The organism is Agrobacterium sp. fls2-241-TYG-188a (assembly GCF_030209845.1).
In genome coordinates this window covers 1,275,713-1,298,351 of sequence record NZ_JARVRD010000001.1, presented here as the reverse complement: position 1 = coordinate 1,298,351, position 22,639 = coordinate 1,275,713, and the positions used below count along the sequence as shown (strand labels likewise).

General features: G+C 57.3%; 16 protein-coding genes. 12 read left to right on the top strand and 4 right to left on the bottom strand.

Going from position 1 to position 22,639, the window contains the following annotated elements; all coding sequences use genetic code 11:
- Positions 1–67: 67 nt before the first annotated feature.
- Entirely contained in the window at positions 68–1,990 is a 1,923-nt protein-coding gene (locus tag QRN85_RS05575; protein ID WP_284756915.1) for a methyl-accepting chemotaxis protein, read from the top strand.
- Between the two features lie 119 nt (positions 1,991–2,109).
- Here the strand turns inward: QRN85_RS05575 and QRN85_RS05570 are convergent, their stop codons facing one another.
- Entirely contained in the window at positions 2,110–2,667 is a 558-nt protein-coding gene (locus QRN85_RS05570) for a hemerythrin domain-containing protein (protein ID WP_284756916.1), read from the bottom strand.
- A 186-nt stretch (positions 2,668–2,853) separates the two neighbouring features.
- Here QRN85_RS05570 and QRN85_RS05565 point away from each other — a divergent pair, with 186 nt between their 5' ends.
- The 3 genes from QRN85_RS05565 to QRN85_RS05555 all read left to right on the top strand — a co-directional run bounded on the left by QRN85_RS05565 (position 2,854) and on the right by QRN85_RS05555 (position 6,698).
- A complete protein-coding gene (locus QRN85_RS05565; RefSeq protein WP_284756918.1) occupies positions 2,854–3,396 on the top strand; it encodes a DUF4334 domain-containing protein in 543 nt (180 codons plus the stop codon).
- Between the two features lie 2 nt (positions 3,397–3,398).
- Positions 3,399–4,157: an SDR family NAD(P)-dependent oxidoreductase gene (locus tag QRN85_RS05560; RefSeq protein ID WP_284756920.1), complete on the top strand. Its 759-nt coding sequence runs from the start codon at positions 3,399–3,401 to the stop codon at positions 4,155–4,157.
- 306 nt (positions 4,158–4,463) lie between these two features.
- Positions 4,464–6,698 carry a methyl-accepting chemotaxis protein gene (locus tag QRN85_RS05555; protein ID WP_284756922.1) on the top strand — a complete coding sequence of 745 codons (2,235 nt, stop codon included), beginning with the start codon at positions 4,464–4,466 and terminating at the stop codon, positions 6,696–6,698.
- A 123-nt stretch (positions 6,699–6,821) separates the two neighbouring features.
- On the opposite strand, the gene QRN85_RS05550 is transcribed toward QRN85_RS05555, so the two are convergent.
- Positions 6,822–9,293, bottom strand: a complete 2,472-nt coding sequence (locus QRN85_RS05550) for a glycoside hydrolase family 3 C-terminal domain-containing protein (RefSeq protein ID WP_284756923.1) — start codon at positions 9,291–9,293, stop codon at positions 6,822–6,824.
- A gap of 244 nt (positions 9,294–9,537) precedes the next feature.
- On the opposite strand from QRN85_RS05550, the gene QRN85_RS05545 reads away from it, so the two are divergent.
- The 4 genes from QRN85_RS05545 (at position 9,538) to QRN85_RS05530 (ending at position 15,146) form a co-directional block, all read left to right on the top strand.
- Entirely contained in the window at positions 9,538–10,692 is a 1,155-nt protein-coding gene (locus tag QRN85_RS05545; protein WP_284756925.1) for an efflux RND transporter periplasmic adaptor subunit, read from the top strand.
- A gap of 3 nt (positions 10,693–10,695) precedes the next feature.
- A complete protein-coding gene (locus tag QRN85_RS05540; RefSeq protein ID WP_062590123.1) occupies positions 10,696–13,836 on the top strand; it encodes an efflux RND transporter permease subunit in 3,141 nt (1,046 codons plus the stop codon).
- A gap of 165 nt (positions 13,837–14,001) precedes the next feature.
- Positions 14,002–14,619, top strand: coding sequence for a TetR/AcrR family transcriptional regulator (locus QRN85_RS05535; RefSeq protein WP_284756928.1), 618 nt, complete (start codon positions 14,002–14,004; stop codon positions 14,617–14,619).
- A 71-nt stretch (positions 14,620–14,690) separates the two neighbouring features.
- A complete protein-coding gene (locus QRN85_RS05530) occupies positions 14,691–15,146 on the top strand; it encodes a ribonuclease H family protein (RefSeq protein WP_284756930.1) in 456 nt (151 codons plus the stop codon).
- 25 nt (positions 15,147–15,171) lie between these two features.
- Here QRN85_RS05530 and QRN85_RS05525 read toward each other — a convergent pair whose 3' ends face one another.
- Positions 15,172–17,454: an FdhF/YdeP family oxidoreductase gene (locus tag QRN85_RS05525; RefSeq protein WP_284756932.1), complete on the bottom strand. Its 2,283-nt coding sequence runs from the start codon at positions 17,452–17,454 to the stop codon at positions 15,172–15,174.
- Positions 17,455–17,684: 230 nt separating this feature from the next.
- Between QRN85_RS05525 and QRN85_RS05520 the strand changes: the two genes are divergently transcribed.
- Both QRN85_RS05520 and QRN85_RS05515 read left to right on the top strand, forming a co-directional pair.
- Positions 17,685–18,425, top strand: coding sequence for a cytochrome c oxidase assembly protein (locus QRN85_RS05520; protein WP_284756934.1), 741 nt, complete (start codon positions 17,685–17,687; stop codon positions 18,423–18,425).
- Positions 18,426–18,429: 4 nt separating this feature from the next.
- Positions 18,430–18,930: a CopD family protein gene (locus QRN85_RS05515; protein WP_113098737.1), complete on the top strand. Its 501-nt coding sequence runs from the start codon at positions 18,430–18,432 to the stop codon at positions 18,928–18,930.
- On the opposite strand, the gene QRN85_RS05510 is transcribed toward QRN85_RS05515, so the two are convergent.
- Positions 18,908–19,405 carry a DUF2231 domain-containing protein gene (locus QRN85_RS05510; RefSeq protein WP_112960635.1) on the bottom strand — a complete coding sequence of 166 codons (498 nt, stop codon included), beginning with the start codon at positions 19,403–19,405 and terminating at the stop codon, positions 18,908–18,910. The genes QRN85_RS05515 and QRN85_RS05510 overlap by 23 nt on opposite strands.
- A 39-nt stretch (positions 19,406–19,444) precedes the next feature.
- Here QRN85_RS05510 and coxB point away from each other — a divergent pair, with 39 nt between their 5' ends.
- Complete coding sequence (gene coxB, locus QRN85_RS05505) at positions 19,445–20,128, top strand: cytochrome c oxidase subunit II (RefSeq protein ID WP_284756938.1); 684 nt, start codon at positions 19,445–19,447, stop codon at positions 20,126–20,128.
- On the top strand, positions 20,125–22,638 hold the full coding sequence (ctaD, locus tag QRN85_RS05500) for a cytochrome c oxidase subunit I (protein ID WP_284756940.1): 2,514 nt from the start codon (positions 20,125–20,127) through the stop codon (positions 22,636–22,638). The genes coxB and ctaD overlap by 4 nt, the downstream gene beginning before the upstream one ends.
- The last annotated feature ends 1 nt before the right edge of the window (position 22,639 follow it).

Genomic DNA, 22,639 nt, shown 5'->3' with positions numbered 1-22,639 from the left:
CATGCAAACAATAGTTGCGCTTCATGGCTGTGTTTGTCGATTAATCTTGGTTTACTGAGGCTCCCATATGTCTTTTCTTCAAAACGCGAAAATTCGCACCAAAATACTTTCCCTGATAGTTCTGGTTGCACTCTTGGGTTTTATGGGCGTCTCCTATGTCGCCAAGAGCTTAAAGGATGCCGATAACCGCTATTCCAAGTTCATTGCCGAAGACTCCCTGGGCTCGATCGAGTTCTTTCGCGCCAATAGCTCACTTATTTCTATGGGCTATGGCATGACACTGGGTGTGGTGCTTCGTGAACAGGGTGGCGACACCTCCAAGATTGAAGAAGTTTACAAGAATGACATCGCGAATGTGTCCAGCAGACTTGAGAATGTAAAGAAACTGCTGCCTGAAATCAGTGCTGATGTCGATCCATTCATTGCCCGGGTAAAGACCATTTCTGCTTCAGGTGACAAAGTTTGGCAGCTGGCCCGTAGCGGCGATTTTGCCGGCGCTCGCAAGACGCTGACTGAACTCCAGCCCATGATAGACCAGTGGCGCACCGACATCCGTGTTACGAGTGAGCGTAACCTCAAGCGGATCGGGGAAAAATCGGACGCCTTGACCGAAGTTACGGACTCGACGATTTTCAGTGCTCTCGTTGCTCTTGGTGTCATGTTCCTTTGTGCAATCGCGGCTTCCCTTTTCGTGTCGACGCAGGGCATCACCCGTCCGATTGAACTCTTGCGGGCACGCATGATGTCGCTGGCCAAGGGTGAAACCGAACAGGAAGTCGGTGGCCTGGATCGACGCGACGAAGTCGGCCAGATGGCCGAAGCCGTTGCGGTATTCCGCAACAACGCAATTGAGCGTGAGCGGCTTGAAGCCGAGGCCATCGCCAATCGTAGCCTGTCTGAAAAGGAGCGTATTGCGCGCGAAGAGCAGAAGGCGAAGGAGGCGGCAGATACGTCCCATGCGGTCGATAGCCTGGCCGATGCCCTTTCACGACTGTCTGACGGTGATGTCTCCTATCGCATCAGCCAGCCATTTGCCCAGCATCTGGATGTCGTCAGAGCCAACTTCAATTCTTCTGCCGAAAAGCTGCAATCCGCTCTTACCCGGGTCGCAGGCAATGCGCGGGGTATCGATGCGGGCGCCAACGAAATCCGTTCCGCAGCCGACGATCTTGCCAAGCGCACGGAGCAGCAGGCCGCGTCGGTCGAGGAGACCGCAGCAGCACTTGAACAGATTACCACCACCGTCAAGGATTCCACGCACCGCGCGCAGGAAGCCGGCCAGTTGGTCGCCAAGGCCAGAGTTGGCGCCGAACAATCCGGTGACGTGGTTCGCAAGGCTGTCATCGCGATGGAGCAGATCGAGAAGTCTTCTTCCGAGATATCCAACATCATCAGTGTCATCGACGAAATCGCCTTCCAGACCAACCTTCTGGCGCTCAACGCCGGTGTGGAAGCGGCCCGTGCCGGTGAAGCAGGCAAGGGCTTTGCCGTCGTCGCGCAGGAAGTGCGTGAACTGGCACAGCGCTCGGCCAGTGCGGCCAAGGACATCAAGGCCCTGATCATGACCTCCAACTCCCATGTGCAGGATGGCGTGCAGCTCGTTGGCGAAACGGGTAAGGCGCTTGAAACGATCGTGACTGAAGTACAGGAAATCAACCGTCACGTCGTTGCTATCGTGGATGCCGCGCAAGAGCAGTCCTCCGGTCTGCAGCAGATCAACACTGCCGTAAACCAGATGGATCAGGAAACGCAGAAAAACGCAGCCATGGTGGAAGAGCAGACCGCTGCAAGCCATAGCCTGGCGCGCGAAGCGGAATCGCTGAACCAGCTTCTTGCCCAGTTCAAGCTGGGTAGCGGGCAGGAAAGCCCTGTTCGCACAGTCTCGTCCAATGAAAGACCTGTCCAGTCACCCGCTCGTGCCCTTGGCCGTAAAGTCGCCACCGCTTTCAATGGCAATGCAGCGGTAAAGGCTGAGTGGGAAGAGTTCTGAGGTTTTCTGTCGCCTGCGTAGCGAGGCCATAAGCCACGTTACGCGTCGCTCTGTGAACGCACACGAAAATGCTCTGCCCATCGAAATTATGGGCAGAGCATTGGCATATGCGGAATTGACTAGAGAGCGCGGTAAAAGCCCAGGGCCTCTTCCAGCTCCGTCTGCTCGTAGCCGAAATGTGACCGAACCACGCGGTCGATAAGACAGAAGGTCTCCTTTGCTTGCGCAAATGTTTCGGCGCCAGGGTCGGCGAGAAGGGCTGCAACATTTTTCGAAAGCGTCAAAAGCAATTCGTGGATCACGTCGTGTTCCTGCATGAGGCGTTGGATGACCGCTTTCAAGCCGTCGTTCGCCCCCGCCAGAATGACAGGGAATATGTCACCATCTTCAGCGGAGTGATGATAGTTGAGAAACTCGCATTCCCGCCCGCAAAGGTTTCCGAACCGCACATAATTTCTCATCATATCGAGCGTTTCGATCTTGGTCGCAAGCGTTCCGGCGTCCAGCTCGCCCGCTTCCACCTTCAGCATCATGGCCTTGGTTTCGTCGAGCGCGTCGATATGCATGGCATGGATCATGGCCAGCCGCTTTCCCGCCATTCGATCTGCCGCAGTGGCTTGCGGAATTGGCGGTGCTCTGGGGCGTGTATCGTCTTCGAGAAGGTCAAATACGTTCATTTTCAATCCATGGCGATCTGCTCACAGGGAGCGTTGGGGGGATCGGATTTCCTGTCGCCGCTTGAATTAGGCACGAAGGTCTCTATCTGCAACTGCGAGAGGAGTTGGTAGCGTGTTTGTTTGAATGATCGCCGCAAGCGGTGCATGAAATATATATTTTATTGGTAGAGCCGAGGTTGGATTAATATGACCATAAGACATATACTTGAGACGCGACGCGCCAGCCCGGATGAGATACTCGCGGCTTTCGACGGCCTTGAGCCAGCGACACTCGATTTCATGACTGGACGCTGGCGGGGTTTTGAAATCCGCACCGGCCATGGGCTAGATGGCCTTCTGGAGCCAAGTGGCTGGTACGGCAAACTGTTCGAAAGTGCCGAAGCGGTGCATCCGCTGCTGTTTTACGGTCCTGCGAAGCGCAGTCTTTATGCTGTCGATCCGATGCTTGTGCCATTGTTTGCCCCGCTTCCCCGTTCATCCGTTCTTGGTCTGGCAATGAAGGTAGCGCGGCCGCTTTTGCAGACGAGCCTGCCGAAGGCAAGATTGCGGATGATCGAGTTTCGAGGGCGCTCGACAGCGACCATGGCCTATGACAGCAAACCTATCTTTGATCATTTCGCGAAAATTGATGATCGCCGTGTGCTGGGCATCATGGACCTGAAGGGTATGCCCGGTCCCTATGCGTTCTGCCTTGAGCGTGATGATACTCCAATGGAGATAAGGCTTTAGTCATGACGGATGTAACTGTTATCACAGGTGGCGCCAGCGGTCTTGGGCGTTTACACGCGCTTCGTCTGGCCCAGAAAGGCGGCTACGTCGCCATCATCGACCTCAACCGGGAAGGATTGCAGGACGTCAGCGGGCACGATTCCCGCATCAAGCCATTCTCATGCGATGTGACGGATCACGATGCACTCGAGGCGACCGTGGCCGAAATCGAGCAAACGCTTGGACCCGTAACATGTCTCATCGCCTGCGCAGCAATCATGCCGGGCGGTGAACTTGCAAAGACCGACCCGGCCAAGATCAATAAGGTCATGCAGATCAATTATTGCGGCATGGTCAACGCCACCGGCGTCCTCCTCAAGCGAATGTTGCCGCGTCGCAAGGGTGATATTATCATTTATGGCTCGACAGCCGGTATTGTCCCCATCGATCGGTTTGGCGCTTACGGCGCAACGAAAGCGGCGGTCAATCATTATGCGAAAGTACTCATAAATGAGAACCGCAACAGCGGTCTGCGGTTTCAACTGGTATGCCCGCCAGCGGTGGACACCCCGCTGATATCGCAGGTCGCAGAAGCGGGACCTGACTTCTTACGAAATGGCCGGACATCGATCTCCCAGATGGTCACGCCAGAGGTTGTCGTTGAATCTGTCGAGCGAGCTCTGGAGACCGGGCGCGAGGTCAACTATCCAGGCCGTGGCAAGTTGATTGAACTGGCATATCGTGCCTTCCCCGGTATCGTGCGCAGGGTTTCAAATAGTTGAATGTGAACGCGGAGACCTGTCTCGCTCTCAGTTGCTGCTTTGACGCCTCAGGTTTTCGCAGAATTGAAAGGATATCACGGTAGAAAGCGATCTGCCCAAACCAGTGTCTCATGTTGTATTCGATATCGATCAATTAGAAATATTTGAATATTCTCGATCGGAAAGGTGATGTGAGCTTTAGCGAATGGTTGTACTAAAAAATATTCTTTCCTGTATTTGCAATAGTTGGCATCCGTAATTTTTTATCAATCAATGATTTTTATTTTCCTTGGCGGGTGAGCGCACTGCGTCGTCAAGGGGGCTTGAATGCATATATCGGTAAGAAAATTTTCGTTTCGAACACAGTTGACGATGCTGGCTCTGGTGCCGCTGCTCGCGACCATGGTTCTCGGCGGCATTCTCAGCCAAAGCGCCTACACGAATTTTCTGGGACTGGAGAAGGCGGTCCACCTGGTGCGTCTGGCCCGCGCGGGTGCCGCACTTCAGCGCTCCATGCCAAATGAAGCAAGTGCGCTTCCGGCCGATAGAGCAGCTGCGCGTAAAGAGACGGATGATGATTATGCAAAATTGATCGATGCATATGACACCGCATTTTCTGATGGAAATGAGGACGCCGGCCTCGCGGCCTTGAAGGCAAAAATGGTTCAGAACTTTGCCAATATCTCGGAATATCGCAGAAAGGTCGACAGCGGCGACAAGGATACCCTTCTGCCTTTAAAGCATCTCCAACCCATATCGGCTGTCGGTCTGGACATTACCAGTCGAGCAGGAAGCCTTGTCGAGGACTCGGAACTGTCGCGCGCCATCCGCGGTTATTACTCGTTCCTGCAAGCCAATAATGGTTACCTTATCTATGTCACCCTGGGTCGTAAGTATGCCCAGAATGGGTCGCTTCAGTATGATGACCTGAAGCATCTTTTCGCAGCCAAGGGGCTGATCACGAATGCTTTGAAGCCGATGCAGGAATTCTTGCCGCAAAAGATTATGGATGAGCAGGAGCGCTTTTGGCAGTCGGCTGATGGCAAATTCATTGCGAACATCGTCGACAAGATGACCAACAATGTCAGCAGTGCTCCGAGCACCGCAGACCTCAGCACCTGGAACGCGGCCATGAATCTACGCCGTGACGCCTTTGCGACGATGTCGAGGGCGATTGTGGACGACATAGGTGATCTGGCACAGACGAAAATCGATGTGGCGAGCCGCCATCTCACCTTCATGCTTGCCAGCCTCGGACTTTTGATTGTGCTGACGGTCGCCTTGTCCCTTTCAGTGTTCAAGGCACTCTCTTCGGCCATTCGCGGTATCTCTGGCCGTATGGGCGCACTTGCGGATGGCGATCAGGAAAGCGCTATTCCGAGCCTCGGGCGGAAGGATGAAATCGGTGAGATGGCTCATGCGGTCGAAATTTTCCGACAGGCAGCCATTCGCAACGCGGAACTGGAGGCAGATGCCACGTCCAGCCGCTTGCGCGCAGAGGCCGAGCGCGCAGAAATGCAAGCTTTGGCCGAGGCAGAGGCGGAAAGTCGTCTCGAACAGGCAACGCGCACATTTGCTGCCAGCCTGAAGCGACTTGCGCAAGGCGACATGCAGTGTGAAATCGATACACCCATGGCACCACAGTTCGAAGGCTTGCGCGCGGACTTCAACACATCGCTGCGTCAACTGAGGGATGCGCTGCTTTCCGTCGGAAACTCTGTCGAAACCGTCACAGGCGGCGCCAGGGAGATATCGGACGCATCGGACGATCTCGCCAAGAGAACCGAACAGCAGGCGGCATCCCTGGAGGAAACCGCTGCAGCACTCGAACAGATTACCTCTAACGTGGTCTCAACGTCCAAGCGCACATCCGAAGCCCGCGATATCGTCCGTGATGCCCGCAGCCATGCGGGACAATCCGGCGCAGTTGTTCGCAATGCGGTTGCAGCCATGGAGCGGATCGAGGAAGCATCGCGCCAGATCAACCAGATCATTTCTGTCATCGATGAAATTGCATTTCAGACCAACCTGCTGGCACTGAATGCCGGTGTCGAGGCGGCGCGTGCCGGGGAGGCCGGAAAGGGCTTTGCCGTGGTTGCCCAGGAAGTGCGTGAGCTTGCTCAACGCTCGGCCAGAGCGGCCAAGGAGATCAAGGGCCTGATTAACAACTCCACGCTGGCCGTTGCCGAAGGTGTCAAGCTGGTCAGCGACACGGGCGAGGGGCTCAACACAATCGAAGAGCTTGTTCAGGTCATCAACACGCATATGGACGCAATTGCCACGGCGGCAGAAGAGCAGTCGTCGGGCCTTGCGCAGGTCAATACCGCAGTCAACCACATGGATCAGGCCACGCAGAAAAATGCGGCCATGGTCGAGGAAATGAATGCGGCAGGAGCAGGGCTCGCGCTGGAAAGCCGCAAGTTGAGCAACCTCCTCTCGCAGTTCCAGCTTGGCGCCAGCAGTCATCAATTGCGGATGGCTGCCAGCCAGATGAAGACCGGAATGGGGTCCTCGGAGGGTGGCTATTCGTCATCGACTGGTTATCGCGAGAAGGCGGCCTAGGTCAGGCAGCTCATCGTTGCACAAGGGTTTAGAAAGGGGCGCGGAAGCACCCCTCTCCAGATCCGAAAGTTCAGAAATTGACAGAGACTGCCCGGGCTTCCGCAGGGGCAGTCTTTTTATTTCTTAAACAGAAACGCTGTCCACCGGACCCAGCCATTCATGTGGATTGGTTATCCTTACGGTTTCGCGGACATCGCCAGCATTTGCCGCCAGTATCAGATCATATTGCCCCTTCTCCGACCGGAAAGCAGCGGCCTCGACGTCGTAATAGCTGAGGTCGCGCAGTTTGATTTTCAGGGTAACGGTCCGGGTCTCGCCGGGCGAAAGTTCCAGCTTGGCAAAGGCCCGCAGCTCTTTTTCTGGCCGAGATACCACTGAGTTTTGTGGGCGCACGTAGAGCTGGACGACTTCCGATCCCTTGCGGTCGCCGACATTGGTCACGTCCAACATAACGTTCAAGCCGTCTTCACCCATGGTTTCTGCCGAGGCTCTGGCGTTCGCCCACTCAAAGCGCGTATATCCCAAACCGAAACCGAATGGAAAAAGCGGCTCGATATTGCTGGTGTCGTGGTGTCTATATCCGACGAAGACGCCTTCATCATAGCGAACATGGCCTTCTTTCCCGGGGTAGACGAGTGGATTTTCTGTAAATGCCGAGTTGTCCGAGAGAGACTTTGGAAATGTTTGCGGCAAGCGCCCGCCGGGTTCCTGATCGCCGAAAAGGACATCGGCGACGGCGTTGCCCAACTCTTGGCCGGGATACCACATCTGCAGCACCGCCTGCACCTTTCCAAGCCACGGCATTTCCACGGGCCCGCCCGTTTGCAGGATGACGATCGTGCGTTGGTTGACGGCAGCAACCCTTTCGATCAGTTCCTCCTGTCGACCCGGCAAGCGCATGTCCGGAAGGTCGAGCCCCTCCGTGTCCCACTGACCATTGCGACCGACGAAGAGCAGGGCAACATCGCAACCTGCCGCCTTTGCGACGGCCTCGTCCATGGCGTCATCACCAAGCGGTTTCTCGACGCCGAAACGGATTGCGGTCAGATGGATGCCGTCATCGGTCGGTGCCGGCGAGCAATATTCGATTGTCACCTTATACCGGCGGCCAGCCTCCAGCGTCAGCGTCTGGCGCTGCTCATTGTTGGCGGTGCCGAAATAATTGTCGCCGGGGCTCCAGCCGTCATATCCGTTGACGAGCAATGCGTCGTCTACATGCAGCTTTGCGAGCCCGGCATTGGTCATGCCGAAGACATGCTCGCCCGCTTGTGCAGCAACATAATGCGCGGTGATCCGTGCGGAAAAATCGGCCGGATCAAGCTCTGGCGATGGCAGGTCAAACCAGAAGAATTCGCCCTTGGAGGCCGTCTCACGGCACACCGGCGCACCGTCAAGCGTCCTGCCCTTGAAATACTCGACCTCCATTTCCCCTTCGAACACGTCGATAAGGCGGTTGTTGCTGCAGCCGGCGGCGTAGTGAACATTGTTTGCGTTGGAAAGCGCCGAGCCTATTCCTTCCAGCGGGCTGACCGTGTAATGCGCGGCAATCTGAGCGCTTCCGCCACCCATGACGCGTGCTTCCCGCGCATTGGGGCCGATAACGGCAATGCTGTCGAGCGTGGTCTTCGAAAGTGGCAAGGCGCCGTCATTTTTCAGCAACACGCAGCCATCCGCGCCAATCTTGCGAATAAGGGCGCGATCCTGCGGCAGGTCGAGGGCGTGCTCGGTGAGATCGGGTGTGGTTTCAAAAGCCCCGACCTTCGCAAGAAGGCTGAGAATACGGCGAGCAGCCTCCCGCACGGTTGCTGCGTCGACATCACCTTTGCGGACGGCTTCGACAAGCTTTGCGCCGCGGTCGCGGCTTGGGCCCGGCATTTCCAGGTCCAGCCCGGCATTGACGGTGGCGGCGGTCGAATGTGATCCGAACCAGTCCGACATAACAATGCCGTCAAATCCCCATTCCTTGCGCAGCACCTGCGTCAGCAGCCATTCGTGTTCACTCGTATAGGAGCCATTCAGCCGGTTATAGGATGACATCACCGCCATCACGCCCGCAGTCTTTACCGCATGTTCGAAGGGCAGGAGATACAGCTCCCGCAGGCTGCGCTCATCAATATCCGAAGATATCGTCTGCCTCTCGATTTCGGATTCATTCCCGACAAAATGCTTGATGGTCGCAGCGACGCCCTTGCTCTGCACGCCCTTGATATAGGCGACCGCAAGTGCTGCGGTCAGCAGCGGATCTTCGGAATAGCATTCGAAGTTGCGCCCGTTCAGACCGGAGCGGTGAATGTTGACTGTGGGCGCCAGAAGAACGGACGCGCCTTTGCTTTTGGCCTGCCCCGCCAGCGCCACGCCCATCTGTTCCACAAGGGCCGGATTCCATGTCGCGCCCAGCGCAATCGCTACCGGGAAACAACCTGCCTTCACGCCAGCCACCAGTGAGCCCGCACCACGTGCCCCGTTCGGGCCATCGGTCACCTTGATTTTCGGAACCCCAAGCCGTTCCACCGGCACCGTCGTCCAGAAGTCAGCTCCTGACAGCAGCGAGACCTGTTCCTCAAGTGTCATCTCTCTCAGAATTTTCTCGATCATCCAAACCTCCGTTGACGAATTGCACTGTCATATTGCGCGCGGCAGGGTTGTCCTGCGCCATCCCCTCTAGCGCGTAGCACGTATCAGGATACAGCTCCAGATGATCGAAATAGGGCGTAAATCACCGCCCGGATATTCAAACGAAATAATTCACTTGATATTTACATTCAGAATGTATGTATACGAGATTATGCGGCGATGCGTCTTGTCGTCCGGCAACACCCGTGCATCGAAAAGGTGGAAAATGGTCCAGAAAACTCAGTTCCGGCGTGGGCAGACGGTCGGCCTTGCCCTTATCCTCTCAAGCGTCGTCCTTCCCGGGAAGGTCATTGCCCAGCAACCTCCAACTCCCAAGGTCACGGTGGAGGAAGCAAAGGTCGAAGACTTCACGCTGACCGCCCGCCTGCCAGGCCGCATCAAGCCGTCCACGATTTCCGAGGTCCGGCCACAGGTCAACGGCATCATCCGCGAACGTCTTTTCGAGGAAGGCGCGAAGGTCGAGGCCGGACAGGCTCTCTACAAGATCGAAGACGAGACCTATGTCGCAGCGGTCGAATCGGCCAAGGCGAATGTGGCTCAGGCTCAGGCGAGTTACGACTTCGCTGTTGTCGACGCGCGACGTGCGGAAGAAACATTCGCAAACAATGTCGGCTCTGCGTCCAATCGCGACACCAAGATCGCTGACCGGAACAAGGCGCAGGCTGCACTTCAGGTGGCGCTTGCGCAGTTGAGAACCGCTGAAATCGATCTCGATAGAACGACCATCAAGGCACCTATTTCGGGTGTTATCGGCTTTTCCGACGCGACTGCAGGTGCGCTCGTGGCCGCGCAGCAGACGACAGCATTGACGACAATCCGCGCGCTCGACACGATCTATGTCGACGTCACGCAATCGGTAAACGATCTTTTACGGTGGAATTCCGACAAGCGTGCTGGCGGTGGCCAGGCCATGTCCGTCGCAACCATGATCCTCCCCAACGGCCAGACTTATCCCATCAGGGGTGATCTGAAGGCTGCCGAGCCTCGTGTCGAGCCGACAACCGGCATGGTGACCCTTCGAATTTCCTTCTCCAATCCGGACCATAAGCTGCTGCCTGGTCTTTATGTCGAAGTCGAACTGCCACAGGCCGTCACCAAGAATGCGACACTCGTGCCACAAAGCGCGGTGATGCGCGACGCCAAGGGTCAATCTTCCGTTTGGCTCGTGGAAGATGGCAAGATCGTACCACGTCCGGTCACAGTCGTTGCTGGCGCTGGCAATCGCTGGGTCACGAGCGATGGTCTAAAGGCAGGCGACAAGATCGTCATGACCGGCTTCCAGAAGGTGAAGCCAGGCGCACCGGTCGAAATTGACACGCAGCCGGTGGTACAGCCAGCCGCTCCGGCAGGGAGCAACTAATCCATGGCGCGGTTTTTCATAGACAGGCCCATCTTCGCGTGGGTCATAGCGATCATCATCATGGGGCTCGGCGTCCTGTCGATCCTGCGTTTGCCCATCTCGCAGTATCCGTCGATTGCCGGACCCGCCGTCGTTATCGGCGCAACCTATCCCGGCGCATCGGCTGAAACGGTCGCCGATACGGTCGTCCAGATCATCGAAAAGGAAATGACGGGGCTAGATGGCCTGCGCTACATCGAGTCGTCGACGACCTCGACAGGTCGCGCCTCCATCACACTCAATTTCTCGCTCGGTACTGATCCCGATATTGCTCAGGTTCAGGTTCAGAACAAGCTGAGCCAGGCCGAGGCCAGCCTGCCTGCGGAAGTCACCCGCCAGGGTGTTACGGCCGAAAAATCCACGACGGGCTTCCTCATGGTTATCGCTCTGATTTCCGATGACGGAGCTCGCACTGCGGTCGACCTTTCGGATTATCTCAACTCCTACATGGTCGAGCCGATCTCCCGCCTTAAAGGCGTTGGCAAGGTTGAAGTCTTCGGTTCGGAATATGCCATGCGGATCTGGCTGGATCCGCTGAAGCTGAAATATTACGGCCTGTCCCCCAACACCGTCATCAATGCCATCAGCGCGCAGAATGCACAGATTTCTGCGGGTTCGTTTGGTGCGATGCCGGCACCCAAGGGGCAGCTGCTGAATGCGACGGTGACCGCACAGTCACTTTTGAAGACACCTGCGGACTTCGAGCGTGTCGTTCTGCGCGCCGATACGGATGGAGGCTTGGTCCTTCTGCGTGACGTCGCTCGCGCTGAACTGGGTACGGAAAACTACGAAATTGCTGGTTTCTACAATGGCAAGCCCGCATCGGGCATGGCTATTCAGCTCGCATCAGGCGCAAATGCGCTGGAGACGGCGGAGCTGGCCAAGGCGAAGGTTGCCGAACTCGGAGAATATCTTCCGGCGGGCGTGAGTTACGTCATTCCCTATGACACAACGCCTTTCGTATCGCTTTCCATCGAGGCGGTGGTTCACACGCTCATCGAGGCGATTGCGCTCGTCGTTCTCGTCATTCTCCTTTTCCTTCATAACTTCCGCGCAACCCTTATCCCGGCGCTTGCGGTTCCAGTCGTGCTTCTTGGCACCTTCGGCATCATGGCAGCGCTTGGTTTTTCCATCAACACGTTGACGATGCTGGCCATGGTCCTTGCCATCGGTCTGCTTGTGGATGATGCGATTGTCGTGGTGGAAAACGTCGAGCGTATCATGCGCGACGAGCATCTCGATCCGGTCGAGGCGACAAAGAAGTCCATGGTTGAAATCCAGGGCGCTCTCATCGGCATCGGTATGGTGGTTTCAGCGGTTTTCGTGCCGATGGCATTCTTCGGCGGTGCCACCGGCGAAATGTACAAGCAGTTTGCGGTTACCATCGTGTCTGCCATGGCGCTGTCGGTCATGGTCGCATTGATCTTTACACCGGCTCTCTGCGCCACGATCCTCAAGGCGCACGATCCCCATGCCAAGGCCGGGTTGGCCGTTCGGTTCAGCAACGCTTTCGAGCGTCGCTTTTCCTGGCTTACGGATCGCTATGGCAAGGTCGTGTCCGGCTCTGCGAAACGACCGATCCGCATGTTCCTCGTCTATCTGGTTCTGGTTGGCGTCATGGTGTCGCTTTACCAGAAAACGCCCACATCCTTCCTTCCGGATGAAGACCAGGGCAGCCTCCTGACGATCATCCAGACCCCGCCCGGAACGACTGCCGAAAGCACGGAAGCCGTGCTGCGCAAGGTCGAAAACTATTACATGAACGCCGAAGGGAAGAATGTTGCGTCCGTATTCTCGGTGCGTGGATTCTCCTTCGCCGGGCAGGGCCAGAACATGGGCATGATGTTCGTCAAGCTCAAGGATTGGAAAGAGCGTGAGGGCAGGGAAAACTCCGCCCAGGCCATCGCGGCCCGCGCCTTCGGCCCTCTGATGGGCGGCATCAAGGAAGCGATCGTCGTTCCGCTCGTGCCACCCGCCGTCACGGAACTGGGCAACTCCAACGGCTTTACCGCCTATCTTCAGGCGCGCGCTGGCCAAAGCCATGAGCAGCTTCTGGAAGCCCGCAACATGCTGCTTGGCATGGCTGCCAAGAGCCCCAAGCTCATGGCGGTTCGACCGAACGGTGTGGAAGACGCCTCCCAGTTCGAACTCAACATCGATTGGGGCAAGGCTGGCGCGGTGGGATTGAGTGCGGCGGATGTCGGCGCGTTCCTGACGACCGTGTGGTCAAGCTCCTACGTCAATGACTTTCTCTATGAAGGTCGTATGAAGCGCGTCTATGTTCAGGGTGAGCCGGATGCCCGCACCGGGCCTGAAGATCTTGCCCTGTGGCGCGTTCCCAATGGCAACGGCGACTTTGTCGATCTTTCGACCATTGCCAGCCAGAACTGGGTTTTCGGACCCCAGCAGGTCAGCCGCTATGACGCCTTGCCAGCCATGGAGCTTGAAGGGTCTCCCGCAGCAGGCTTTTCCTCGGGTGAGGCGCTGGCGGAAATGGAAGCGCTTGCAGCAAAGCTGCCGCCCGGCTTCAGCCTGCAGTGGACGGGTATGTCCCTTGAGGAAAAGGATGCTGGCGCGGGGGCTCTGCCGCTTTACGGTCTGGCGCTCGCAACCATGTTCCTTTGCCTGGCTGCCCTATATGAAAGCTGGACAATTCCGGTCGCCGTCCTGCTCGCCATGCCGGTTGGTATTCTGGGAGCGCTTCTGGGCGCATGGATCGGCGGTCAGTCCAATGGCGTCTATTTCCAGGTGGGACTGCTGACGGTCGTCGGCCTCACCGGCAAGAACGGCATTATGATTGTCGAATTTGCCCGTGAGCGCATGGCCAATCTGGGTGAGGGCGCATTCGACGCGGTCTGCCAGGCAGCGAAGCTTCGCTTCAGACCAATCTTGATGACGTCTCTTGCCTTCGGCTTGGGTGTCATTCCGCTGGTCATTTCCACCGGTGCCGGCGCCGGCGCTCGCCACGCCATTGGTTATGCGACCTTCTTCGGCACGGTAACGGGCACGCTTCTGGCAATTGTCATGGTGCCGGTGTTCTTCGTACTGGTCACGAAACTGTTCCGCTCCCGCAAGGCGAAACAGGCAGAACCGAAAACAGTGTAACGACGGAACCGACTGTCCCGACGCGCAAGGCCCGTCGGGACAGTCATAAGCCGGGAGGCGGATGGCGGCTGGGTCTGGATCATTTTTTAGCATGCCGCTGATTTGCTTTGCCCTATTTCACCATATAGAAGCATATTCGAAAATAGGTGATTAGAGAGGCGTAGGGTGAGAAGAACCAAGGATCAGGCTGCGGAAACCGGGCGTCAGATCTTGCAGGCTGCCGAGACCCTCTTCCTCGATAAGGGCTACGACAAGGTCAGCCTTGAGGAAATCGCCACGCAGTCCGGCGTTACCCGCGGCGCCATTCATTGGCATTTTAAGAACAAGCAGGGTCTTTTACTGGCGTTGAGAAACGGTGCGCAGGAGCCGTTCCGGCGTTTCGCCGACGAACTTGCCGAGGGCAAGGGCTGTCCTTCCATCGAAACATTGATCGACATTATCCAGGACATGTTCGCGCGGTTCGAAAAGGACCCGCGCCAACGCGGTCTGCTGCTTGTCATGATGCGGCTCGATATTGTGCTGACGGAAAATGACGAGGAAGGGCAGGATACGTTTCCAGAAGAAATGAATGATCTCCTTCTTCGCATTTTCACCGCCGTCGACGCAGGCCCGGGTCTCGCGGCACCCTGGACGCCTGAAAAGGCCGCCTCCATGGTTTCTGCCATCGTCGGTGGGCTCGTGACGGAATGGGCATTGCGGCGTGGCAAGTTCAGACTTTGCGTGGACGGCGCGCTTTTCATCCGCACCCTGCTGTCGGGCATTCAGCGGCAGCCATTGCAGTGACACTGACGTCAAAAGAAGAGCAGGTGCATGGCAGTGCTTCCGGGCCAAACTCGAGCGTGTCGAACGGAGCCATGCTCCATCTTTATATCGACGGCTCTTACGATGCTGCCAGAAAGAAGGGCGGCTGGGCTTTCGTAGCGACGAGCGACGAAAACAGGATCACTTCGTCCCATGCCGGTAGCTTCGATGGCGATAGCAACAATACGCTGGAGCTCGTGGCTGCCGTCAAGGCGCTTGAGTGGGCCATGACTAACATAGACGCTGCCGCCATCACCATCTGGTCTGACTCAAACTACGTCGTGGAAGGGTGCAATGTCTGGCGCCCCATCTGGAGCAATAACGGCTGGAAGCGTTACAATCCGAACCCGAAAAAGCGCAGCCGAATTATACCGGATGCGGACCTGTGGAAGAGCATGGACCTCATGCTTCGGCAAAATCCAGGCGTCGGGGTTGCATGGTGCAAGGGCCATAATGGAAATGTCGGCAATGAGCTTGCCGACAAGCTTGCCAGAGAGGCCAGCTCTTAAGGCTGGCCAACTCGCAGCGGTCGTGTCAGGCAGGCTCAATCCGCACCGGCACCGATTTTGCAGCAGGCGTTTTGCTTTCTTCCGCATATTGCCAGAGCGGTATGAGAGGGTTGCATTCCGGGTAATATGCAGCACAAGTTCCCGATGGCAGGTCGTAATCGATCACCTGAAAATTGGTCATCGTCCGCAAGATCCCGTCATCGACGGCGGTGGTGATGCGTGCCAAACCGTCCTTCGCAATGCCAAGCCGGATGCGATCATCGGCGCTCATCATCACGATCATTCGCGATTTGTGGATGCCGCGCAGGCGGTCATCGTAACCATAGACCGTGGTGTTGAACTGGTCATTGGACCTCAGCGTTATAAGCCGCAACACATCGCCGTCCTCGGCGGCAGCAAAACTGGCGTTCAAGGATTTCGGCAGCTTGAAGTTCGCCTTGCCGGTGTCCGTGTGCCATTCGCGGTGGCGTGCGGGCACAGGTCTGGGGAAGCCGCCGGGTATGTCGAGCCGCCCGTTGAAGTCCCTGAATGGCTCGGGATAGGTGGCCTCGATGGCGTCCCTGACCAGCGCATAATTATTGACCCAGTCTTCCCACGGCACCTTTGGGTTGGGTTCCAGCGCATGTTTGGCGATCTCGGCGACGATGCGCGGTTCCGACAGCAACTCCTCATGCGCGGGCTTGTACTTCCCGCGCGAGGCGTGGATGCAGGTCGTCGAATCTTCCATGGTCACGATCTGCGGCCCTGACAGCTGCTCGTCGATCTCCGAGCGGACCAGCGTGGGAAGAATATAGGTCGTCGCCGCTGTTACCAGATGGCTGCGGTTCAGCTTGGTGGCAATCTGCACCGAAAGGTCGAGATCGCGCCATTTGCGCTCCATCAGTTCGCTCTCGGGGATGGCACGCACAAAGTTGCCGCCAAGGCTGATGAAGGCTTTGACCGTTCCCTTCACAATGCCTTCGCAGGCCTCGATGGTGTTCAGTCCATCTTCGCGGGGTGGCTCAAAGCCGTATTGTTCCGCAAGAAGGTCGAGAGGAACAAGCTCGGTCTTCTCAGAAATGCCGACCGTACGCTGGCCTTGAACGTTGGAATGTCCGCGCACCGGACAGATGCCTGCGCCGGGCTTGCCGATATTGCCGCGCATCAGCAAAAGGTTGATCAGCGTTTGAACATTGTCCACGCCATATCTGTGCTGCGTCAGGCCCATGCCATAGATGGCGATCACTGCTTTTGCCTTGGAGTAGGTCCGCGCCGCCGCTTCGATAGAGGCCGAGCTTAGTCCTGAAACCTGCAAGATCTCGGCCCAGTCAGTTGACCGAACCTGTGCCTCGAAGGCTTCGAAGCCATGCGTGTGCTGCTGGATGAAGTCCTCGTCCAGAATGCCGGCCTCACCCCGCGCCTTCGCCTCGTCGTGCCATGTGAACAGAAACTTCGCCATGCCCATCATCACGGCAATATCGCCACCGGCGCTCACCTGATAATATTGCGTGGCAATCTGCGTTGCCTTGTTCGTGGCCATCTGGCCGGGACGCTGGGGGTTGACGAATTCCTGCCAGCCGCGCTCCTTCAGGGGGTTGAAAACCACAATCGGGACATCCCGCTCACGCACTTCCTGCAGGCTGTGCAACAGTCGTGGAGAGTTGGTGCCGACATTCTGACCGAAGGACAAGATGCAATCGGTGTGCTCATAATCATGCAAAAGTATCGTGCCGACGGGGGTGCCGATGCTTTGCGGCAGGGCAACCGAGGTTGTCTCGTGGCACATGTTAGAACTGTCGGGAAGGTTGTTGTTGCCATAAAGGCGGGCCAGAAGCTGATACATGTAGGATGTTTCGAGCGAAGCGCGGCCTGAAGCATAGAAGACGACCGATGATGGCTCGAAACCCTTGAGCTTCTGCCCGATGTCTGCAAACGCCTCCTGCCAGCTCACGCTCACATATTTGTCTGTGGTCGCGTCGTAGCGCATCGGGTGCGTCAGGCGGCCTTCGTTTTCCAGATCATAGTCCGGCAACTTGAGAAGTTCGCTGACGGTATGCTTCGCGAAAAACTCTGGCGTCGTTCGCTTGGATGTCAGGTCCCAAAATGTTGCCTTTGCGCCGTTTTCGCAAAACTCGCCCAGATGCGGCTTGCCAGGTTTTGCCCATGCGCAGCTGGTGCACATATAACCGCCGACCTTGTTGTGATCCTTCAGAAGCCCCGGCGCCGTCTTTATGGCGCGTTGCTGGATCACATCGGCAAAGACTGATTTGAGAGAACCCCACCCGCCTGTGGGCATCGTGTATTGCTTGTATTTGACTTTTTGTTCCACCCGGTCACCTCATGGCTCTGCGTGATGAGCCAACAGATGAGCCTTGCGATGGTTCCACGCGCGGGATGATGCCGGGCTCGGAACTGCATCACAGTGCCGTCATGGACACACAGGCGACGTTGCGGAAAACTTTTTGTGATCCTGTCAGGGAACTATTTTGGAACCCTTGGGTGGGGGGCGCGTTGCGGGAATGAGGAGACACGTCACGCATCGCACACGGGGGTAACAATTTGCCGAGCACACTGGATCCCTATTGCGGGCCTGCTCCAGACAGCCAGGATCTTCAATATGCTTGGAATCTCGATCCTGTTCTCGTTCTGGCAATGGTATCCGTCATCGCAGTTCTGCACGCTCGGTCAGATGATCGGCATCGCGGATTGACCATACTGCTGTCACTTGTCCTCGTCATCGCCTTCGTCTCCCCTCTTTGCGCCCTTTCAACGGCACTGTTTTCAGCCCGCACCATCCACCATATCCTGGTCGGTTCGGTCGCCGCGCCAATCGCTGCGGCATTGCTGCTTGCCTCTCCTATGAAGGCCTTGAAGGTCCCGGCAGAGGCGGTCTTTCTTCTTCACACCGTCGTTTATTGGACGTGGCATCTACCATTCGCCTATGATTTCGCGCTGTCGGGTACTCTGCCATACTGGTTGATGCAGGCTGCCTTGATCGGCTCATCCGTGTGGCTGTGGCTGCGGATCCTGTCTGAGAAGACGTCGATGCTGTCGTCCGTGGGGCTGGCGGTCGGGACGATGGTGCAGATGGGCTTTCTCGGGGCAATCCTGACCTTCGCACCCCAGCCGCTTTTTGCGCCGCATCTGTTGACGACACAGGCTTTCGGCTTCACCCCACTGGGCGACCAGCAGCTTTCCGGCGTTTTGATGTGGACGCTGGGCTTTGCGCCTTATGCAGCAGCTGCGGTCTTTGTCTTGCGCAAGCGATTGTTCTGCGGCCACCAAGCCTTGGGAAACTGAGCCCATGGCAGTCTGGCTCAAATTCATTCACATCGCGGCGATTGCGCTCTGGGCGGCGGGCATTGTCAGCCTTCCGGGCCTTTACGTGCAACGTGCTCATATCAGCAAAGATCAGGATCTTTTCCGGCTGCAAAAGATCGTCCGCTTCTCCTATGTCAGAATTCTTTCGCCCGCAGCATTCGTCGCCATTGCGTCGGGAACAGGGCTCATTTTCCTGCAGGAGCCCTATAGCGGCTGGTTTTCTGTCAAGCTCATGCTGGTCGGGATGCTCGTCGTCATCCACGTCATGACGGGCCTCGTTATTATCAGGCTTTTTGAGGAGGGTGAGGTCTATCCCGTCTGGCGCTTCGTTACCGCAACAATCCTCAGCGGCGGGGTCGTGTGCGGCATTCTTTTCGTGGTGCTGGCTCGTCCCATGGTCGATTTTTCGGTGCCCCCCGGCTTCTTTGAACCGGGAGCACTGAAAAGCATGATCTCGAAGATCAGTCCTTGGCCGATACCATGAGGCCGATGCCGTGATCGAAAATCAACTTCCCACCGTGCCACCCGGCCAGTCCTGTCAGGACAGCAGCCAGAAGGGACAATCCCAGCCCATGCGGCAAGATATCGATGGTCGCGGTCACGCGGCCACCCCAGTTCGCTCCCATAACCCCGATCAGAGCCATCGCGGCAATGCCATGGGCCCAGCTTGCGACGCGGGCGCGAATGCCGGCGACCAGCAGAAGTTCTGCGGTGCCGATCGTGCCTGCGGCCAGTCCACTGAAGAATGCGCCACCGGAAGCCCAAAGCCCCGCGCGCGCCCAGAAGTCATCGGCGCTCCACCAGTAGAAAACGTCGGTCCCAAGTGTCGCAATCACAAGCGCAATAGGGAAATGAACCGTCATGGCATGGAGCGGATGACCCGCAACGGCCACGGCGGAATTCGTGGTCTTTTCTTCCACCTTGGAAATGACGGGGTTGGGACTGCCTGTATCTGCCATGGGTTACCTCCTGATGTCAGGTCAACACGCGTATCGCCGATGCGGTTCCGGCCGCTAACGGCAGTTTTACCGCTTGCTGCGGTTCTAGCCGGGTGTTCCGGCGATCTTTCAGTTCTGGATCCAGCAGGTCCGTCCTCTCAGGCTATAGCGGGTCTCTGGTGGGCCATGCTGGCGGGCGCGGTTGGCCTTTTTACCCTCATCATGATGCTGCTCTACATCGTTTTCTTCGCGCCCCGGCTGGTTGAAAACGTCACGCCGAAACAATGGATCGGATGGGGCGGTCTCGCCATGCCCATACCCGTCCTTCTGGCACTCCTTGCCTATGCCTTCGTTCAGGGCGAAAAACTGTTCGGCGCAGAAGCACTGGAGCCCGCTGTCACCGTAACCGCCACGTCAAGGATGTGGGGCTGGGATTTTGTCTATGAGCAGGACGGCAACCAGATCAACAGTCAGGACGTCCTTCATATTCCTGTTGGTCAACCCGTCAGAATTCTGACGACAAGCACGGATGTGATACACAGCTTCTGGGTGCCAAGGCTCGGCGGCAAGATCGACGCCATTCCGGGACAAACAACCAGCATCGTCTTGCGAGCGGATGTTGAGGGCACATTCGGCGGCATTTGCGCGGAATATTGCGGCGAAGGTCACAGCGCAATGAATTTCCGCGTGCAGGCCCATAGCGTTGAGAATTTTCAAAACACACTCAGGACATTGCAACAGTGACGGACCGCGAAACGACCATAGAACCCATCTCCTCGCTTGCCCTGCATCGGCAGCTGGAAGCCGTCTGGCGCAGCGGCAAGGGTCTGAAGCGGCTCGCTGCCGTCAATCACAATGTCATCGGCATCCGCTTCATGGTGACTGCTCTGGTCTTCTTCGCCATTGGCGGTTTCCTTGGCATGTTGATCCGCACCCAGCTTGCGACCGCTTCCAATGCCTTCATGGATGCCGCGCAATATGCGCAGGTTTTCACCATGCATGGCACCATCATGATGTTCCTGTTCGCCATCCCGTTTTTCGAGGGGTTGTCGATCTATCTGTTGCCCAAGCTGCTCGGGGCCCGAGATCTCGCCTTTCCCAGATTGTCGGCTTACGGATACTGGTGCTACCTCTTCGGCGGCTCGATGCTGATCGTCGCCTTGCTCGGCGGTGTCGCGCCAGATAGCGGCTGGTTCATGTACACGCCCCTGTCCTCGTCGCGTTACAGCCCCGGCATCAATGCCGATATCTGGCTTCTGGGCATAACCTTCGTCGAAATCTCCGCCATCAGCGCGGCTATTGAGATCGTCGTCACCATCATACGTATGCGTGCGCCGGGCATGTCGCTTGTCAGAATGCCGATCTTTGCCTGGTACATGCTGGTTGTCGGCGGCATGATGCTGGTCGGTTTCCCCCCCTTGATCCTCGGTTCAATGCTGCTGGAGGCCGAACGCGCCTTCGGCCTGCCGTTCTTCGATCCTGACCGGGGAGGGGACCCGCTTTTGTGGCAGCATCTTTTCTGGCTGTTCGGGCACCCGGAAGTCTACATCATCTTTCTGCCCGCAGCGGGCGCCTTGTCCACTATCATCCCCGTGCTCGCCAGAACGACGCTGACCGGCTATCACATCATCGTCGCCTCGCTCATGGCCATGGCCTTCCTGTCCTTTGGCCTGTGGGTCCATCACATGTACACGGTCGGCATTCCGCATGTAGCCTTGTCGTTCTTTTCAGCGGCAAGTGCGCTGGTCGCCATCCCCACAGCCATCCAGATTTTCGCGTGGCTTGCCACGCTTGCGCAGGGTAAACCCCGCCTCAACATTCCCATGCTGCATGTCTTCGGATTTTTCTTCGTCTTCGTCATCGGCGGGTTGACCGGCGTCATGCTTGCCATGGTGCCCTTCGACATGCAGGCGCATGACACGCATTTCGTTGTTGCCCACCTTCACTACGTGCTGGTCGGCGGCTTTCTGTTCCCCATGCTGGCCGGCATCTATTACTGGGTTCCCCATATCAGCGGGCGCCAACCGGTGCAGCACCTGTCGCGCGCCGCCTTCTGGATGATCTTCATAGGCTTCAATCTGACCTTCTTCATGATGCACCTGACGGGGCTTCTGGGGATGCCGCGCCGCACTTTCGCCTATCCGGAAGCATCGCCTTGGGAGTGGCTCAATCTTCTGTCGTCCTTCGGCAGCTTCATCATGGCCATGGGCTTCATGCTGGTGGCGCTGGATATCGTTCTGATCTTCCTCTTCGGGAAGCCTTTCCGCCGCAATCCGTGGGGCGCGGGGACGCTGGAATGGGCCATGCCGACGCCGCCAGCGCCTTACAGTTTTGCCTCCATTCCTGAGATTGCCACGCGTGCCGACAATCTTCCGATCAATCGCCTTGCCGCACAACTCGCCGCTGGAAAAGGCTTTCTCGGCTTTTGTCGAAATGGCTGGATGGAAACAATCGGTGTCGATGCGGTTTCTGGAAAGGCCAACCAGATCATCGTTCTTCCGACGCCGACCTATCTGCCGCTCTATACCGCCCTTGCCACCGGAGGGGTGTTCGTCAGCCTTCTGTTCAAGCTCTATCCTGCATCTGCTGTCTTTGCTCTGCTCACCCTCGGCCTCTTCCTGCTCTGGACATGCAACAATGCCGCCAGAACCGACTGGGGCGAAATGATCGCGTCGCCATCGTCACGTCTGCCGCTTCATTTCGAACATACCGATGCACCCAGCATATTGGCCATGCGCCTCACGCTGGTTGCCAACGCCACCCTGTTCTCATCCCTTTTGTTCGGCGGAGTTTTCCTGTGGGTCTCGACACCCGCAGGGGAAGGAATTCCGGCCTCACAAGCCGGAACTGCGCATCTGTCAGCCCTGGCATTTGGCCTTATTGCCACCTGTTGCGGGGCGGGTGGCAGTGCGCTTGGCCGGGTCATCATCGGCAAGGCCATGCTCGTTGCCTCTTTCGCGGCTTATGTCATCGCCGCCGCTCTCATCCTTCTTGACCTTTCCATGAATTCCACCGCGAGCGCTCACGCACTGGAAGCGGTCAAATTCGCGGTTTCCAGCTATCTGCTGGTCCATCTTGTCCTGGGTACGGTGTTTTCCGGTTTTTGTCTCTACCGGCTCCGTAGCGGCTATGTTTCGGCGACACGACAGAACGATCTCGTTATCGGAAGGCTCTGGCACGGTTATTGTCTCGCCGTGGTTCTGATTGCTGCCATATATCCCTATCTGTTGGCCGCCTTGCAGCCGGGAGGGTAAG

Excerpts from the sequence above, each read along its gene's own strand:
- QRN85_RS05575 (WP_284756915.1), top strand. The coding sequence starts at position 68 with ATGTCTTTTCTTCAAAACGCGAAAATTCGCACCAAAATACTTTCCCTG.
- QRN85_RS05570 (WP_284756916.1), bottom strand. The coding sequence starts at position 2,667 with ATGAACGTATTTGACCTTCTCGAAGACGATACACGCCCCAGAGCACCG.
- QRN85_RS05565 (WP_284756918.1), top strand. The coding sequence starts at position 2,854 with ATGACCATAAGACATATACTTGAGACGCGACGCGCCAGCCCGGATGAG.
- QRN85_RS05560 (WP_284756920.1), top strand. The coding sequence starts at position 3,399 with ATGACGGATGTAACTGTTATCACAGGTGGCGCCAGCGGTCTTGGGCGT.
- QRN85_RS05555 (WP_284756922.1), top strand. The coding sequence starts at position 4,464 with ATGCATATATCGGTAAGAAAATTTTCGTTTCGAACACAGTTGACGATG.
- QRN85_RS05550 (WP_284756923.1), bottom strand. The coding sequence starts at position 9,293 with ATGATCGAGAAAATTCTGAGAGAGATGACACTTGAGGAACAGGTCTCG.
- QRN85_RS05545 (WP_284756925.1), top strand. The coding sequence starts at position 9,538 with ATGGTCCAGAAAACTCAGTTCCGGCGTGGGCAGACGGTCGGCCTTGCC.
- QRN85_RS05540 (WP_062590123.1), top strand. The coding sequence starts at position 10,696 with ATGGCGCGGTTTTTCATAGACAGGCCCATCTTCGCGTGGGTCATAGCG.
- QRN85_RS05530 (WP_284756930.1), top strand. The coding sequence starts at position 14,691 with ATGCTCCATCTTTATATCGACGGCTCTTACGATGCTGCCAGAAAGAAG.
- QRN85_RS05515 (WP_113098737.1), top strand. The coding sequence starts at position 18,430 with ATGGCAGTCTGGCTCAAATTCATTCACATCGCGGCGATTGCGCTCTGG.
- QRN85_RS05510 (WP_112960635.1), bottom strand. The coding sequence starts at position 19,405 with ATGGCAGATACAGGCAGTCCCAACCCCGTCATTTCCAAGGTGGAAGAA.
- coxB (WP_284756938.1), top strand. The coding sequence starts at position 19,445 with ATGCGGTTCCGGCCGCTAACGGCAGTTTTACCGCTTGCTGCGGTTCTA.